The following is a 16,216-nucleotide window of genomic DNA, read 5'->3' as shown; positions in this document are numbered from 1 at the left end:
CATGTTCCCCAAAACTTTCCCCAGAGTTATCCACAGATTCTGTGGGTAAGTGGCTAAATGCTTAATCTGTACAAAAATTATCCGTTGGAAGGGTGTCGGAATGGCCCGATTCTGTTCTGACACAACGGTGTTCAAGGGAGGATCTGACGAATGTACAAGATGTGTTATTTCGTGCCTGAGAGTCATCTTGAAACGACCAAAAGCGCCCTATTTGAAGTGGGTGCCGGGCGTATTGGAGATTACGATTGTTGTGCCTGGCAATGTAAAGGTCAGGGGCAGTTTCGTCCGCTGGATGGCAGCCAGCCTTTTCTGGGCCAGGCCGGGGAAATTGAGCGGGTGGACGAATTCCGCGTTGAGCTGGTGTGCAAGGACGACCTGATTCAGGCGGCACTTAGAGCGTTGAAACAGGCGCATCCCTATGAAGAGCCCGCCTACGAGGTGTTTCGTATGGAAGCGCTGTAGCGGCGGCCAGGCGTGGATATTTAGGCACGAGGCCCCATCCGGTACCGAATGTCGTCCACGTGCACGGGGAAGTGCTCATTGCGTACGTCCTCCACATAGAGCTCCAGGGTGCGACGGACGGTGGGGAACGACAATTCATCCCAGGGGATGTCTTCCAGTGCGAAGAGCTGGGTTTCCAGTGACTCTTCGCCGGCCCCGAAGTCTTCGCTGATGAGAGTGGCGCGATAGAACATGTGCACCTGATCAATGTGTGGCACATGAATGATGGTGTAGAGGTTGTCCACCGTTACTTCCGCAAGCGCCTCTTCCCGGGTTTCCCTGGTGGCCGCTTCGAGGGTGGTTTCCGAGTTTTCCATGAAGCCTGCAGGTAGCGTCCAGTAACCATAGCGGGGCTCGATAGCCCGGCGGCACAACAGGATCCGTCCTTTCCAGACGGGAACCGTACCGGCGACTATCCGGGGATTCTGGTAATGTATGGTTTCACAACTGATGCACACGTAGCGGTGACGATTGTCCCCCTGGGGGATGCGCTGTTCGACAGGGTGGCCGCATGTGCTGCAGTATTTCATCTGTTTCACCATATACTGGACAAATGTGTGTTGGTAGCAAGTGTAACTATCTGCGCTGCCGGTGTCTCATTCAACAGTCAGAAGTCTTAACGGAGCCGTGTTTTGCGCGACCTTCTAACCAAACGCCTGTCGGGCTATGTACCCCGTTTGTTGACATTGGATTACCCCGAAGCAGCCGTACTCGTCCCGGTCACTAATGACCATGAAAATCCTGAAATCGTATTTACCCTGAGATCAGAGAACCTCAGTACTCACCGAGGGCAGGTGTCTTTCCCAGGCGGGCGGCGGGACCCGGAAGACCATTCCCTGGCCGATACCGCGCTGCGCGAGACCCACGAGGAAATCGGGCTGCCACCCGACCAGGTGGAACTGATTGCGCCGCTGAGCCAGGTAATGTCGCTGCATCAGATTCTCGTAACGCCTTACGTAGGGGTGATACCCGGCGATCACCCCCTGCAAGCCAACCCGGCGGAAATCGATAGTATTTTCCGGGTGCCCGTTGAATTTTTCCTGGACGACAATCGAGAGCGCACAGACCCGCTTAACTTCCTCAACAATACCTTTTATGTGCCCTGTTATCGTTGGGAGCGCTATCAGATATGGGGCCTGTCTGCGGTCGTTCTGGTGGATTTTCTCAATGCGGTCTACGACGCCGGTATTGATTTGCTGGAGCCGCCGCCGAAACGCTGACCAGCGTCTCCTGACCCCCTCCTTTCGAGTTCTCCTCTCTTTTCGCGTTTATCTGCGGGCCCATTTCCTGGGCCCGCTGACGTTTTATGTGTTTCTGAGTGCTCAAATATTAGACAAAGGTCTAATATGCTTATAAAGTGATCAGGTATTACATGGTGAATACTGTATGCAAACGACAAAAAGGAGTTGCGTCGTGAGGTGCGATCAATGAAAAAAATTCAAACAGAAAAGAACCTGCCGGAGTTGATTTACGACTCCGTGGTCAATGCCATCGTTGAAGGTTTGCTTAAGCCGGGTGAGCGGGTCACACAGGAGACGCTGGCCGAGAGACTGGATGTGTCGCGGTTGCCGGTAAGCCAGGCTATGCAGCGTCTGCGTGATGACGGGTTTCTGTCAGCGGTAGGGCGTCGGGGCCTGATGGTGTCGGTGCTTGATGAGAGCTTTGTGGCGCAGCTCTACGAGTTCCGGTGTGGGATCGATCTGGTGAGCGCCGGGCTTGCCGCCCAGCGTGTGGATGCCGGGGCGAGAAAGCGAGGTGAGGACATCATTGCCGAAGGTTTCGCGGCAGGGAAAGCACATGATCTCCCCGCTCTGATCGATGCTGACATGCGCTTTCACGGCTTCATTTACGAGTTGGCGGGAAACACCTTCATCCTTGATTCAATGGAGGCGCACTGGAACCACGTAAGGCGCGTCATGAGTGACATTCTCATTGTCGAAAAAAACCAGAAACAGATTTGGGAAGAGCACGAGGCAATACTGAACGCGGTATTGGCCGGTGATGCACGGACTGCTGAAACACTTGCCAGAGAGCATGTGGAAACCGCATCAAAATGGCTTCAGAAAGAGATTCAAGTCTGCCGTGACCCCCTGAAAAGAAGCGGGAGCACGATTAGTTAATCCAAGGAGAACGCGATGCAAAACAATGACAAGAACGCAGCTGTGATTCGAGTAATGTTGGCGAAAATCGGTCTGGACGGTCACGATCGCGGCATCAAAGTTGTCGCGCGTGCACTGCGTGATGCGGGCATGGACGTGGTCTACACCGGGCTGCATCGCACACCGGAGGAGGTCGTGGACGCCGCCATTCAGGAAGACGTGGATATCCTCGGCATCAGCCTGCTGTCCGGCGCGCACATGCACATTTTCCCCAAGGTACTGGAGCTTCTGAAAGACAAGGAAGCCGAAGACATGATCGTTGCCGGTGGCGGTGTCATCCCCGACGACGATGTCAAAGAACTCTACCAGATGGGCGTCCACAAGATTCTTCTTCAGGACACTCCGCCACAAGAAATCATTGATTCGTTCCGGCAAATGGTCGCAGATCGAGGTGCCCGATAGCCAGAGTCGTGGCCGCAGATTTCCTCAGACGACAACCAATAACAATATCAGGAGTCTCCGATGGAAGAGTGGAATTTTCCCCCCCGTTACCGCAACAACTATTTTCCGGATCCGAACAGTCCCTACTGGTTCCGGGACCGGGAGACGATGGACCCGGAAAAACGCGATGAGTTGATTGTTGCGCGCATCCGCGAGGTGATGGCCTATGCTTACGACCATTCGCCGTTCTACCAGCGCAAATGGGACGAGGCCGGTATAAAGGCCAATGACATCCGTACCCTCGCAGACTTCGAGGAAGTGCCCGTCGTCACCAAGCAGGAGTTGCGAGATTCCCAGGCGAAAAATCCGCCTTTCGGCGATTACCTTTGCTGCCCCGAAAGCGACATCCATCATATTCACGGCACTTCCGGTACCACCGGCCGACCCACCGCATTTGGCATTTCCAGGTGTGACTGGGAAACCATCGCCAACAATCATGCCCGGATCATGTGGGGTATGGGGCTGCGACCTGGTGATACGGTGTTTGTGGCGGCGATCCTGAGCCTTTACATGGGGTCATGGGGGGCGTTGATCGGGGCTGAAAGACTGGGGTGCAAAGCCTTCCCCTTCGGCGCTGGTGCGCCGGGGATGACTGCGCGAGCGGTAACCTGGCTCGGAATGATGAAGCCAGCCGGGCTGTATTCAACGCCGTCTTACGCGTTAAGGCTGGCGGAAGTGGCCCGCGAGGAAGGGGTAGACCCGAGAGAATTCGGCATCAAGGTGCTGTTCTTCTCCGGCGAACCGGGCGGCTCTATTCCGTCCATCCGCGACAAGATTCAGCAGATCTACGGTGCCAAGGTAGTTGACTGCGGAACGATGGCAGAGTTGACCCCCTGGATGCATGCCTCCGGTAGCGCAGACACCGAGGGCATGCTGCTTTGGCAGGACATTGTCTACACCGAAGTGGCAGACCCCAACACCCATCGCCGGGTGCCATACGGCGAGCAGGGAACGCCGATCTACACCCATCTCGAGAGAACGTCCCAGCCGATGATCCGGATGGTTTCCGGCGATCTGACCCATTGGGTGATGGAAGACAATCCCTGTGGTCGCACTTATCCCAGGCTGCCCAAAGGCATCTACGGCCGAATTGATGACATGTTCCAGATCCGCGGTGAAAACGTGTATCCCAGCGCCATTGCGGAAGTTCTGGAAGGCCTGGCTGGTTATGGTGGCGAGCACCGGATCATCATTTCACGGGGTGGCTCTATGGATGAGCTGGCTGTCAAAGCGGAGTTTGATCAGGAGGTCGCAGGCAGGGGCCCGGATGCGATCAGATCTCTCGGTGAGAAAGCAGAGGCTGAACTTAGCCGGGTACTGGGCGTGCGCGCACGGGTCGTCATGGTTGACCCCGAGACCTTTCCTCGCACGGACTTCAAAGCCCAGCGTGTGGTTGACGACCGCGATCTTTACCAGAGCCTTAACCAGAAGCGAGGAGGTTAAATGATTAACCGCATACCCTCGATGAAGCTCGCTGAACGTGTGCGGGAAGGGCATCTTCGCGCCATCGCCCGGCTTATTACCCGCGTTGAAAACGGCGGTGGTGCGGAGGTCCGCGAGGCGCTGGCCGAGCTATACAAGAGCACCGGCAACGCCCATGTAGTGGGGATTACCGGTGTGCCGGGAGCAGGGAAGTCCACCCTTGTCACGCAACTGGTTCATGAGTACCGGGCCAGCGGCCGCAAGGTTGGCGTTGTTGCTATTGATCCCTCCAGCCCATACTCCGGCGGTGCAATCCTCGGTGACCGCATCCGTATGGGTGATCTGGTCTCCGACCCAGGCGTTTTCATCCGCAGCATGGCCACCCGAGGAACCCTGGGCGGCCTCGCCAGGCCAGCCCTGGATGCGGTTGATCTTCTGGACGCAGGCGGCTTTGACGTGGTGCTGATCGAGACGGTTGGGGTGGGGCAGGACGAGGTCGATATTGTCCGTGCCGCCCACACGACCGTGGTCGTCAACGCGCCCGGGCTGGGCGACGACATCCAGGCCATCAAGGCCGGTGTTCTGGAAATCGCCGATGTTCATGTGGTGAGCAAGGCGGACCGGCCGGACTCCAACAAAACCATTCAGGAACTCAAGGCCATGCTGATGATGAGCCTGGAGCCGGGCGAGGGAATCTGGCGGGTGCCCGTGGTGCCCACCAGTTCCGAAAAGCATACCGGTTTTGACGACCTGATGGCTGCCATTGATCGTCACGCTGAGCACCTGGAAAAAAGCGGCGAAATCACCCAGCGGCGGCACCAGATTGCATTAACCCGGGTGGTGAAGGTTGCTGAAGAGATTGTCCGGGATAATTTTGCACGTGACAGCAGGTCGCAGACCGAAGAACTGCTCAAGAAGGTTACCCAGCGCGAACTGGACCCCCATGGAGCCGCAGTAACCTTGTTAAAAGCCATGAAGGAGACCATTCATGAAGCGCACTGACCAGTATGACCCCGCTGCACTCAAGCACATGGAAAAAGAGTTCGACCAGTGGGAACAGAACGAGGTGTCGTCCTTTATCAAGCGGGCGCCGGAGAGCAAGACGGAATACACCACCGCCTCGGGAATGCCGACGAAACGCACTTACACGCCACTGGACCTGAAGAATACGCCCTTTGAGGATATTGGTTTCCCTGGGCAATACCCGTTTACGCGGGGGCCATACCCCACCATGTACCGGGGCAGGAACTGGACCATGCGCCAGATTGCCGGCTTTGGTACGGCAAGGGAAACCAACGGTCGCTTCAAGTACCTGATCGCCCAGGGCCAGACCGGTCTGTCCATCGACTTCGATATGCCGACGCTGATGGGTTACGACTCCAGTCATGCCATGAGCCAGGGTGAGGTGGGCCGCGAAGGCGTTGCCATCGACACCCTTGCCGACATGGAGGAGTTGTTCGACGACATTGATCTGACCAAGATCTCGGTATCCATGACCATCAATCCGTCAGCCTGGATTCTCTACGCCATGTACATCGCCCTGGCGCAGAAACGGGGATACGATCTCAATGACCTGTCGGGCACCATCCAGAACGACATTCTCAAGGAATACATTGCCCAGAAAGAGTGGATATTCCCGGTGCGGCCGTCGGTTCGCCTGGTGCGGGACTGTATTCAGTACGGCTCCGAAAACATGAAGCGGTACAACCCTATCAACATCTCCGGCTATCACATTTCTGAAGCCGGTTCGACGGCGGTACAGGAAGTGGCGTATACCATGGCAACCACCATGGAGTACGTCAGGACCGCCATCGACGCGGGCGTGGACGTGAATGAGTTCGGGCCGCGCCTGTCCTTTTTCTTCGTCAGCCAGGCGGACTTCTTCGAGGAAATTGCAAAGTTCCGGGCCGCCCGGCGAGTTTATGCCAAGATCATGAGCGAAAAATTCAACGCCACCAAACCCGAGGCCAGCCGGCTTCGTTTTCACGCCCAGACTGCCGCGGCCACTCTGACCAAGCCACAGTACACCATCAACCCGATCCGTACCGCGCTTCAGGCACTTTCTGCGGTACTGGGTGGCGCCCAATCGCTGCACACCAACGGCATGGATGAAGCGTTCGCCATTCCAACGGAAGAGGCGATGCGTATTGCCCTGCGAACCCAGCAGATCATCGCCTACGAGACCAATATCACTCAGGTGGTGGACCCGTTGGGCGGTTCCTACTATGTCGAGAATCTTACCGATGAGATCGAGAAGGAAGTCTGGAAGATTCTCGATGAAGTGGAAGAGCTCGGCGGCACGCTCCAGTGCATCGACGATGGCTACTTCCAGAGAGGTATCTCCGATTCCGCCTATGACTTCGCGCTGCGCAAGGCCAGCGGCGAGCGACCGGTTATCGGCGTCAACATGTTCGTGCAGGACGAAGAGGATGTTGAAATCGAAACCCATCCCCACGATCCGGAAACCGAACGCCGGCAGATTGAACGCCTGAATAGGGTCAAGGACAATCGCGACGAGAAGAAAGTCCAGGACATGCTCAGGCAACTGAAAGAGCAGGCCGAAGACGAATCGGCCAATCTCATGCCCATCACCATTGAGCTGGTGAAAGAGGGCGCCTCAATGGGTGATATTGTTGAAACCCTGAAAGGGATATGGGGAACCTATCGCGAAAAACCTGTAATCTGACCGGCTTTGAATACTGACAGAACCGGTTCACGGGAGACATGAATGGTCAGGCTCACCAAGATCTATACAAAAACCGGAGACAAGGGCGATACCGGTCTTGGCGACGGCAGCCGCGTCGCCAAGCATGACCTGCGTGTGGAAGCCTACGGTACGGTGGATGAGGCCAACGCAGTGATTGGTCTTGCGCGGCTGCATGTGGACGACGAACTGGACGTGATACTGGCACGCATCCAGAACGACCTGTTCGATGTCGGGGCGGATCTGTGTACCCCGATCGTGGAGAACCCGAAGTATCCGCCACTCAGGCTTGCCGAGGGCAAGACCGTTGAGCTTGAGCAGGAAATCGACCGGTTCAACGCGGATATTCCGTCGCTTCGCTCCTTTATCCTGCCTGCGGGAAACGCTGCGGCTGCGCACCTTCACCATGCCCGCACGGTAACGCGGCGTGCTGAGCGCATCATTGCTCAGCTACAGGAAGAGCAGGACATCAGCCGGTTGGTGCTGGAATACATGAATCGGCTGTCTGATTTGCTGTTCGTCCTTGCCAGACACGCCAACAACCAGGGTAAGGACGACGTGCTTTGGGTTCCGGGAAAATAATGCTGGCCCACGAGCAGGGTACTGAAGCGTGAATTTGTTGCCGCTGGAACATGGTGGCCGGTTACGCGCCGCCGCGAAGAAGTGGGGCATCCCTCTGGATCAATGGCTGGACCTGTCCACCGGTATCAATCCGAGTGGGTGGCCTGTTTCGGCGATCCCGGAAGAGGTCTGGCGTCGCCTGCCGGAGCCGGACGATGGTCTGGAGCCACTCATCAGACAATGGGTGGGTGCACCGGAGGGCGCCGTATGTATGGCCCTGGCTGGTAGCCAGGCGGCAATCATGCACTTGCCCCGTTTACGAAAGCCGTGCCGGGTAGGTGTGCCCTCTCCGGGTTACCAGGAGCATGGCCACAACTGGGCTTCTGCCGACCATCGGGTTATCGAGATTGGCAATGATCAGCTAGAGGATGATGACGAAAGCTGGCTGGATGAACTGGACGTGCTGGTGTGGATCAATCCAAATAATCCCACTGGCCAGGTTGTTGATCCGGACCGGTTGCTGAGCTGGCATCAGCGGCTTCAACGTCGTGGTGGGTGGCTGATTGTAGACGAGGCGTTCGTCGATGCTACTCCAGAGCTCAGTGTCGGGTATGCGACCGACAGACCCGGTCTTGTCGTCATGAGATCCCTGGGTAAGTTTTTCGGCCTGGCGGGCCTGCGGGCCGGAGCCGCGGTGGGAGACTCGGAGATTGTTCGCCGATTGGGTGCAATGATCGGGCCCTGGTCAATCAGTGGCCCCGCGCGATTTATCATGGGCCAGGCACTGGCGGACGATCAGTGGCAGGCCGCGACGATGGAGCGGCTGCACAGTGAAAGCCAGCGGTTGGCGGACTGCCTGTCGCGGCATGGCCTTGAAGGAGCCGCAGGAACGGCGCTCTTTCGATACGTTCGGCATGGCCGGGCGGCGGACATTGCAGGCGAACTCGCACGGCGGGGAATCCTCGTGCGGGGGTTCGAGAATCCTGCTGCACTGCGGTTTGGATTGCCCGGCTCAGAACCGGAATGGACGCGGTTAGAGCAGGCACTGTATTTAAGCCGTCTGTATTGATTTAGCACATAAGGGCTGCTAGTTTGGCGCCCGATTCGATGAACACCGTGTTCAGGTAACGCTTTTTTGCGGTATCCCCGCCGGAAAGCGTAAAACGGGAAGTCGGTTAAAGTCCGACGCTGCCCCCGCAACGGTAAGCGAGCTAAAGGCAATCGAAAAAGCCACTGTGCATCATGCATGGGAAGGTGATTGCCCCGGACCAGTCCAACAGGCTGATCCACTCGCAAGCCCGGAGACCGGCCTGAATGCACACCGGAAGTTGCGGAGGGCGACGGCGGTGGGAGAGTTGCGTCGGTCTCACACCCGTACTTTGACTCGTATCCTGCCTCCCCAATCTCATACTCAAACTCCGCAACACAATAACCATCACGCGGGTGCGCGTGGTTTGCCAGCGAGTGTTGATTATGAGTTGTCCGAAGTCTTTGCCGGTCCTGTTTTCCGGTCTCCCCCTTGTGTTCCTGCCAGTTTCCAGTGCGCTAGCCGACGAAGAGGTAATGGTCTCGGCACTTGACCCCATTGTCGTGACGGCCACGCTTGGGCCGAAGACCCGGGGCGAAAGTGACTCATCGGTCACTGTGATTGATGAAGAGGCGATCGAACGTTTGCAGCCTCAAACGTTCGACGAGCTGCTGATGGGGCAACCCGGCATTGATATCACCAGCAACGGCTCGTTCGGTAAGAACACCAGTGTCTACACCCGGGGCACTGGCAGCGAATCCACGGTTTTCCTGGTGGACGGCATTCGTTTGCGCTCGGCCACCAGTGGTAGTGCTGCCTGGCAGTATTTCCCGCCGCAAATGGTGGAAAGGGTAGAAATTGTTCGGGGTTCCCGCAGTAACCTGTACGGAGCCGATGCCGTGGGCGGCGTTATCCAGGCCTTTACCCACAGCGCCGAAAAGGGCCGCGAGGGATGGGTTCAGGCCGGCGGTGGCAACTTCAATACCCAGGAGTATGTGGCCGGGACGGCCGGTACTGAAGGCCGGATGACATACAGCCTGAGCGCAAGCCATCTGGAAACTGACGGCACGGCCATTGTTGAAGGGGGCGAAGACAAGGGCTTTCGTAACACCTCAGCCCTGGCGTCCGTTGCTCACCAGTTCGACTCCGGTGGGGAAGCCGGCGTTGTCCTCATGCGTGCCCAGGGCAATACCGAGTTCGAGGGCGGTGATACAGATTTTGCTATCCAAACCGTTGGTGTTCGTCTGGACGCGCCCATCAGCGACTATTGGCGGAGCCGTATCCTGTTAGCCGAATCCATTGATGAGCAGGATACACGGGACGAATTTGGTGACAGCACCTTCGATACCAAAACCCGCAGTGCCCGTTGGGAGAACCAGATCAGTGTCGGCCGCCATGAGTACATCTTGGGCGGTGAACTCTTGATGGATGAAGTAGACAGCACCACCGACTTTGACGAAACCAGCCGCACCAACGCCGCTGTTTTTGGTCAGGCCCTGTTGAATTTTGGTCCGACGGACTTTCAGTTGAGTTTGCGCGCCGACGATAACGAGGCTTTTGGTCGTGAGGAAACCGGTGCGATCGCCATGGGTGTCGATATGGATCGCAACCATAGAGTAAGGGTGAGCTACAGCACTTCTTTCCGGGCGCCCACGTTCAATGACCTCTACTTCCCGAACTTCGGCAATGCGGATCTTCAACCGGAAACCGCAGGTAGCGTGGAGCTTGGTATTGGCGGAAATTACGCCCGTTGGTTCTGGGATGCCGCGATCTATCAGACAGACGCTGATGATCTGATTGTATTTGTCTTTAGGGACGGTCGGTTCGCACCATTCAATGTTAACGAAGCACGCATCAGGGGGGTTGAGCTGAGTGCTGGCCTGGAATTGGACGAATGGACCGTGCAGGCTGGGGCCTCGGTAACCGACCCCCGCGACCGTGAGACCGACAATAGAATTCGTCGCCGTAGCGCGAAACAGTTCCGGGTGGACCTGGATCGGGACTTCGGCCGAGTGTCGTTGGGAACCACTGTTAAGGGCCAGGGGTATCGTTACGACGATGCCGAAAACGAAGAGCGCCTCGCCGGCTTTGTCACTTGGGATCTGCGGGCAAAGTGGGAAATCGACAGCCATTGGACCACCAATCTGACGGTCGACAACGTGCTGGACAGAGAATACGCCACGGCGCAGCGCTTTGATGGAAGTGCTTACATAGCCGCTGGCCGCACCGCAATGCTGACGATTCGCTACGACCTATGATCAACCATGGAGAGGTAAGGGCATGATTGAGCGCCTGTATAGGACTCTGAGACGCCCGTTGTTCGGCTGCCTTTCCGGGCTTCTGTTGATGCTGTCCCAACCAGTGTCCGGCGCCACGGTATTTGGGGTAGTGTCTGAGCGTTCCGCTGCGGAGATGGCTGCTGGTGCGGAACGCTTTCTAGCAGCCCAGCCAGATCACCGCATTATTCTGCGAACACCGGAGCAATTGGCAAACCTGGACAACAGCGCTCTCGACGATCTGGTGGGCCAGGCCGATGCCTTATTGATGGCGGCGGTTTTCGGAGAGCAGGTGGGCCGGATTGAGCGTGCTGTGGGCGAGCAGGCCGCCGTTCGCGAGTTTCCGATTCTGGGGGTGAATGGCGACAGGGCGCTGACTGTGCTGTCACGGTTACAGGGGCGCAAGCCCCTGGAAGGGCTGGATGCCACGACCCTGAACAACCTGATGAAAGCGCCGGACCCCGGCACGGACTTGAAAGCCCATCTGGCAGAGCTTAAGACCCGTTTCCCCGAACAGGAACCCTGGCTTGAAGGCCGGGCCCTATACCAGGGACGCACCCCGCAACACCTGGATGCCTTATTGCGTTGGTTGCTTGTTCAGGCGGGCGAAGAGCTTGACGTGCCGGATCTGCCGCCCCGGTCGCTGATCCGCTATTACCGTAATGGGGAAGCTACGGATAGCGCGGCGAACCTTAACCTGCAATCCGGCCCCGTGGTCGCGCTTCTGGACCTGGATAGCGGTGATCGCCCGGGCGATCGGGCACTGCTGGACGCAACCTGTGCAGCCCTGGAATCCAGAGGGATGCAATGCTTTGCAATTCTGTCCCGTTGGGGTGGTGCCAGCCTGGAGGCTGTTCGTGCCCTGAATGAAACGGTAGGCCCGGCGACACTATCCGGTATTGTCAGTCTTCAGGACTTTATTATTGGAGGCGGCGAGGGTCGGCGTCAGGTCACGGAAGCGTTGGTCCGGTTGAATGTGCCGGTGATCAAGGGCTTGCGCCTGGCCTCCCGCACCACCAACCAATGGCAATTGTCGATCGATGGTATTCCGTCTGACAAGGTGCACTACAAATTGGCGATGCCCGAGCTCCAGGGGGTCAGTCAGCCTATGGTGCTGGCTACGGCGGAGCCGGAAGTGATTGACGAAAACACCGGTGTGGCTCTGACGCTTACCCAGCCGGTGCCGGAGCGGGTGGACGCCGTTGCGGACCGCCTGAAACGCTGGCAGACGCTGCAAGCCAAGGGCAACGCCGACAAGCGCGTGGCCATCATCTACTACAATCATCCACCGGGCCGGCAGAATATTGGGGCGGACAATCTCGATGTGCCAGCTTCCCTATATGAAATGCTGCACTGGCTTAAAGCCGAGGGCTACGAAACCGGCCCACTGCCGGAGAGTCCGGAAGCCCTCACCGACCTCCTCCAGCAACGAGGCGTGAGCCTGCCGGATGATCCTCGCGCGCTGAGGGAAATGGCCGGTGACGTTGCCTCAATGGCGGGCAGAACCTATCGTCAGTATCTCGAAACCTTGCCCAGGGTTGTCCAGCAGGAAATGGTCCATGGCCCCCTGGGTTATTTGCATGAGCGACTTGAGCAGGCACATAGGTTGGGCGAGAAAGAATTGGCAACCGGTCTGTTGAGTCGGGGCATTCGTGACTTGCGGCACCTGATTGAACACCTCCAGCACCCGAACCGAAAGGCGGCCCTGAGCCGACTGGACGAGTACGAAGCGCTCTGGCAAGCACGTCTCGATGAAGGTGGTCACAGTGGGGAACTGGATGACAGCCGGGTTGCGCTGGCCGATACGGGCATTCCCGGACTCAAGGGGTGGGGAGAAGCGCCGGGCCAGTCCATGGTGGTGGATGACAGGCTGATTTTCCCTGGGCTTCGATTCGGTAATATTTACATCGGTCCGCAACCGCCCCGGGGCTGGGAAGTGGATGAAGAATTGTTGCACGCCAACACCACCTTCCCCCCGACCCACCAGTACGTGGGTTTCTACCACTGGTTACGGGATCACTACCAGGCTGATGCGCTGGTCTACGTTGGGCGCCACTCAACCAGGGAATTTCTGCCACGCCGCCGTGCTGGTTTGACGGGGGATGACTACCCCGATCTGCTGGGGGGTGACCTGCCATTGATCTACCCTTACATCGTCGACGGTGTGGGTGAGGGCATCCAGGCCAAGCGCCGGGCGCTGGGAGTCATGATCAGTCACCTGACGCCGCCGCTGGCCGCAACGGAGCTTTATGACGAACTGCTGGAGCTCCGACAGCTCGTGGAAACCTGGGAGTCCGCCAATGAACCCGACAGCCCTACCAGGGAGCGGGCGCTGAAAATGCTGCGGGAGAAAATCCAGGTGCTGGATATCTCCGACGATCTCGAACAGGAAATCGCTGGCGAGATGGGTTTGTCGGTGGAAGAGGTTTCCCTCGATGAACTTTCACCCGACCTGCTGGTTCATGAAGCCGGCCACTATGTCACTGATATGCAGGAACACTTTATGCCCTTGGGGCTGCACGTGTTTGGCCGGGACTGGAGCACAGACATGGTGGACACCATGCTCGACTCCATGGCGGGTAAGGCCGGCAAGCCAGAACCGGCCTGGCGCACCGATCTTGAAGCGTCTCCTGCTTCTGAGCGCACCAGCTTTCTCAACGCGTTGAATGGCCGGTTTGTTGCTCCGGGGCAGGGCAACGATCCATTGCGAACGCCGGCGGTATTGCCAACGGGGCGCAATTTTCACGCCTTGTCGGATGACCTGATTCCAACCCGTGTGGCCTGGTCGTTGGCTGAAGAGCTGGTCGAGGAGGCCAGGGCCACAAAAGACAGCACCTCAGAACAAAGCGATGCACTGGTGCTCTGGGCCTCGGATACGGTGCGAGATGAAGGGGTCATGATCGCGTTTGGCATGAAGCTATTAGGTGTGCGCCCGGTGTGGAACAGTCGGGGCATCGTGAAAGGCCTGGAGCGTTTGCCAGCGGGCCCGGGAACCGATACACCCATTCGCCGCAACGTGGTTTTCACCACGTCCGGCTTGTTCCGGGATCTTTATGAAAGCCAACTGGAATGGTTGGATATGGCATCGCGTTACGCCTTGGCGGGTGCGGCGGGATCCATCAGGGCCGAGCACCCGGAGCTGAACGAGGCACTGGACCAGGCGTTATCGGTTCTGCCGGTCGACATGCGTAAGCCGGGCGAGGAATCCCTGTCCACCAACGGTGTTGCCGCCCACTGGGTCGCTGATGCACGGGTATTGCTGGCCGCAGGTGCGTCGGCTCGGGATGCGGGGGCAAAGGCCGCTTACCGGGTCTTCGGTACGGCTCCGGGCGCATACGGTGCAGGGGTTAACCGGCTTGCTACCCGGACGGGCGCCTGGCAGGACCGAGGGCAACTGGGTGATGCCTATCGCCGGCGCATGGGACACGTCTATGGCAAGGGCAGCCAGGGTGAACCGGCTCACGACGCTTTCGACCGCCAGTTGCAGACGGTGAACCATACCTATCTTGGGCGGGCCAGCCACCTCTATGGCCTGCTGGACAACGATGACGGTTTTGATTTCCAGGGCGGGCTGTCCAATGCCGTGGAGCACTTGCGCGGCGAGCCACCGCAGAACCGGGTGCTCCAGTACGCAGACCCGCGAAATCCCCGGGTGGATTCGCTTCAGCGAGCGCTGCAGGTAGAGCTGAGAGCCCGTAACCTCAATCCGCAATGGTTGGCCCCACTGATGGAGCATGGCTATGCCGGTGCCCGCACCATGGGCAGTGATTTTCTCGACAACCTCTGGGGCTGGCAAATAACGAGTCCCCAGGTGCTTCGCTCCAGCGTCTGGGATGAGGTCAATGAAGTGTACTTTCAGGATCGCCACGGCCTTGGCCTGGACGACTTCCTGGCAGAGGGCCACAACGTACATGTCAAAACCCACATGCAGGCGATTGCGCTCCTTGCTGCGAAACGGGGCTTCTGGGAGGCGGACGTCTTCACCCGTCAGGCCCTGGCACGTGACTTCGCCGGAAACATCATCGACCATGGCCTGCCCGGCAGTGGCCACACCCGTCCGGATCACCCCCTGATGGATTGGGTCGCGGACCAGTTGGGCCCCCGGCAGCGGGAAGCCTTCGACTCCGCGCGAAAAGGTGGGTCGGCCGACTTTCCGCCGTTAGGTGCTGCCAACGATGATTGTCAGACTCCGGGAAATCAGAGGGTCTCATGTTGAAATCGTTTCGGTATACCGCTGCGCTGATATTGTTAGCTCTGACCATCTCACTGGAGACTGTGGCCGGTACTGAGCGATGTGCTACCGACGATACCGGCCAGGAAGTCTGCCTTGAACAACCGGCCAGCCGGATCGCCGCCTTGTCTCCCGGAGCGACCGAACTTGTCTGGGCTGCAGGCGCCGGTGATCAGGTCATCGCGGTGGTTTCGTACAGTGATTACCCCGTGCAGGCGAAGCAGGTCACCTCTGTGGGTAGCCACACTCGCATGGACCTTGAGCGCCTGATGGCACTGAAACCTGATCTGGTCATTGGTTGGGTGACGGGCAACCCGCCGGAACAGATTGCGGCCCTGAAGGACCTGGGGTTGCCGGTATTCTCCATTGAACCCCGAAGTTTTGAGGGCGTTTCAAGCACCATCGAACGGCTGTCGATTCTGGCGGGTACCGAAGATGAAGGCTTTGCCGAAGCGGATCGTTTCCGCAAGGGAATGGCCGCACTGAAAAAACAATATCAGGGTGCGGAGCCGGTCTCGGTGTTCTATCAGGTGTGGGATGAGCCTCTGATGACCGTGAACGACGAGCACCTGATTGGTAAGGTGATCACGCTATGCGGTGGCGTGAACGTATTCGGTGATCTTGATCGCCTGGTGCCGAGAATCAGTGCCGAGGCGGTTATCGGCGCCAACCCTGAGGCCATTCTGGCCGGTGGCATGGGTGAAGAGAACCGGCACTGGCTGACCCGCTGGGAGGCTTTCCAGAGTATCGATGCCACCGCGAAGGAGAACCTGTACTTCGTTCCACCGTCGCTGATCCAGCGCCCGACGCCGCGTATTCTGAAAGGTTCACAACTGTTTTGCGAGAAACTGGATGATGCCCGTGCCAAACGTTAGTGGGAGACAGACCCCTTGA

General features: G+C 58.2%; 13 protein-coding genes and 1 riboswitch. Of the genes, 12 read left to right on the top strand and 1 reads right to left on the bottom strand.

The annotated features are described in order from the left end of the window. The first annotated feature begins 150 nt into the window (after positions 1–150). Positions 151–462, top strand: coding sequence for a YqfO family protein (locus R1T46_RS17185; RefSeq protein WP_036206488.1), 312 nt, complete (start codon positions 151–153; stop codon positions 460–462). Between the two features lie 20 nt (positions 463–482). On the opposite strand, the gene R1T46_RS17180 is transcribed toward R1T46_RS17185, so the two are convergent. Beyond that, complete coding sequence (locus R1T46_RS17180; RefSeq protein ID WP_317306312.1) at positions 483–1,031, bottom strand: NUDIX hydrolase; 549 nt, start codon at positions 1,029–1,031, stop codon at positions 483–485. Between the two features lie 102 nt (positions 1,032–1,133). On the opposite strand from R1T46_RS17180, the gene R1T46_RS17175 reads away from it, so the two are divergent. The 11 genes from R1T46_RS17175 (at position 1,134) to R1T46_RS17125 (ending at position 16,197) form a co-directional block, all read left to right on the top strand. Next, on the top strand, positions 1,134–1,721 hold the full coding sequence (locus R1T46_RS17175; RefSeq protein WP_317306311.1) for a CoA pyrophosphatase: 588 nt from the start codon (positions 1,134–1,136) through the stop codon (positions 1,719–1,721). 207 nt (positions 1,722–1,928) lie between these two features. After that, positions 1,929–2,621, top strand: a complete 693-nt coding sequence (locus R1T46_RS17170; RefSeq protein WP_317306310.1) for a GntR family transcriptional regulator — start codon at positions 1,929–1,931, stop codon at positions 2,619–2,621. 15 nt (positions 2,622–2,636) lie between these two features. Further along, entirely contained in the window at positions 2,637–3,062 is a 426-nt protein-coding gene (locus R1T46_RS17165; protein WP_007151650.1) for a cobalamin B12-binding domain-containing protein, read from the top strand. 60 nt (positions 3,063–3,122) lie between these two features. Beyond that, positions 3,123–4,544 carry a phenylacetate--CoA ligase family protein gene (locus R1T46_RS17160; RefSeq protein ID WP_317306308.1) on the top strand — a complete coding sequence of 474 codons (1,422 nt, stop codon included), beginning with the start codon at positions 3,123–3,125 and terminating at the stop codon, positions 4,542–4,544. Beyond that, a complete protein-coding gene (gene meaB / locus R1T46_RS17155; RefSeq protein ID WP_317306306.1) occupies positions 4,545–5,525 on the top strand; it encodes a methylmalonyl Co-A mutase-associated GTPase MeaB in 981 nt (326 codons plus the stop codon). It abuts the gene before it with no gap. Beyond that, complete coding sequence (locus R1T46_RS17150; protein WP_317306304.1) at positions 5,512–7,209, top strand: methylmalonyl-CoA mutase family protein; 1,698 nt, start codon at positions 5,512–5,514, stop codon at positions 7,207–7,209. Before meaB ends, R1T46_RS17150 begins: the two co-directional genes overlap by 14 nt. Before the next feature lie 42 nt (positions 7,210–7,251). After that, on the top strand, positions 7,252–7,809 hold the full coding sequence (locus R1T46_RS17145; RefSeq protein ID WP_317306302.1) for a cob(I)yrinic acid a,c-diamide adenosyltransferase: 558 nt from the start codon (positions 7,252–7,254) through the stop codon (positions 7,807–7,809). A gap of 28 nt (positions 7,810–7,837) precedes the next feature. Continuing rightward, positions 7,838–8,857 (top strand): threonine-phosphate decarboxylase CobD, encoded by a 1,020-nt coding sequence (gene cobD, locus R1T46_RS17140; protein ID WP_317306301.1) that lies wholly within the window; start codon positions 7,838–7,840, stop codon positions 8,855–8,857. 52 nt (positions 8,858–8,909) lie between these two features. Continuing rightward, a riboswitch (cobalamin riboswitch) is annotated at positions 8,910–9,117 on the top strand. 144 nt (positions 9,118–9,261) lie between these two features. Beyond that, a complete protein-coding gene (locus R1T46_RS17135; protein ID WP_317306299.1) occupies positions 9,262–11,073 on the top strand; it encodes a TonB-dependent receptor plug domain-containing protein in 1,812 nt (603 codons plus the stop codon). A 22-nt stretch (positions 11,074–11,095) separates the two neighbouring features. After that, a complete protein-coding gene (locus tag R1T46_RS17130; protein ID WP_317306297.1) occupies positions 11,096–15,307 on the top strand; it encodes a cobaltochelatase subunit CobN in 4,212 nt (1,403 codons plus the stop codon). Then, on the top strand, positions 15,301–16,197 hold the full coding sequence (locus tag R1T46_RS17125; RefSeq protein ID WP_317306296.1) for a cobalamin-binding protein: 897 nt from the start codon (positions 15,301–15,303) through the stop codon (positions 16,195–16,197). The genes R1T46_RS17130 and R1T46_RS17125 overlap by 7 nt, the downstream gene beginning before the upstream one ends. Positions 16,198–16,216 lie beyond the last annotated feature (19 nt).

Source organism: Marinobacter salarius (assembly GCF_032922745.1).
Lineage (GTDB): Bacteria > Pseudomonadota > Gammaproteobacteria > Pseudomonadales > Oleiphilaceae > Marinobacter.
The sequence above is the reverse complement of the archived record's forward strand: the minus strand, read 5'-3'. Positions and strand labels throughout refer to the sequence as shown.

Bases quoted from the DNA above. Each gene is read 5' to 3' on its own strand.
- R1T46_RS17185 (WP_036206488.1), top strand. From the start codon at position 151: ATGTACAAGATGTGTTATTTCGTGCCTGAGAGTCATCTTGAAACGACC.
- R1T46_RS17180 (WP_317306312.1), bottom strand. From the start codon at position 1,031: ATGAAATACTGCAGCACATGCGGCCACCCTGTCGAACAGCGCATCCCC.
- R1T46_RS17170 (WP_317306310.1), top strand. From the start codon at position 1,929: ATGAAAAAAATTCAAACAGAAAAGAACCTGCCGGAGTTGATTTACGAC.
- R1T46_RS17165 (WP_007151650.1), top strand. From the start codon at position 2,637: ATGCAAAACAATGACAAGAACGCAGCTGTGATTCGAGTAATGTTGGCG.
- R1T46_RS17160 (WP_317306308.1), top strand. From the start codon at position 3,123: ATGGAAGAGTGGAATTTTCCCCCCCGTTACCGCAACAACTATTTTCCG.
- meaB (WP_317306306.1), top strand. From the start codon at position 4,545: ATGATTAACCGCATACCCTCGATGAAGCTCGCTGAACGTGTGCGGGAA.
- R1T46_RS17150 (WP_317306304.1), top strand. From the start codon at position 5,512: ATGAAGCGCACTGACCAGTATGACCCCGCTGCACTCAAGCACATGGAA.
- R1T46_RS17145 (WP_317306302.1), top strand. From the start codon at position 7,252: ATGGTCAGGCTCACCAAGATCTATACAAAAACCGGAGACAAGGGCGAT.
- R1T46_RS17135 (WP_317306299.1), top strand. From the start codon at position 9,262: ATGAGTTGTCCGAAGTCTTTGCCGGTCCTGTTTTCCGGTCTCCCCCTT.
- R1T46_RS17130 (WP_317306297.1), top strand. From the start codon at position 11,096: ATGATTGAGCGCCTGTATAGGACTCTGAGACGCCCGTTGTTCGGCTGC.
- R1T46_RS17125 (WP_317306296.1), top strand. From the start codon at position 15,301: ATGTTGAAATCGTTTCGGTATACCGCTGCGCTGATATTGTTAGCTCTG.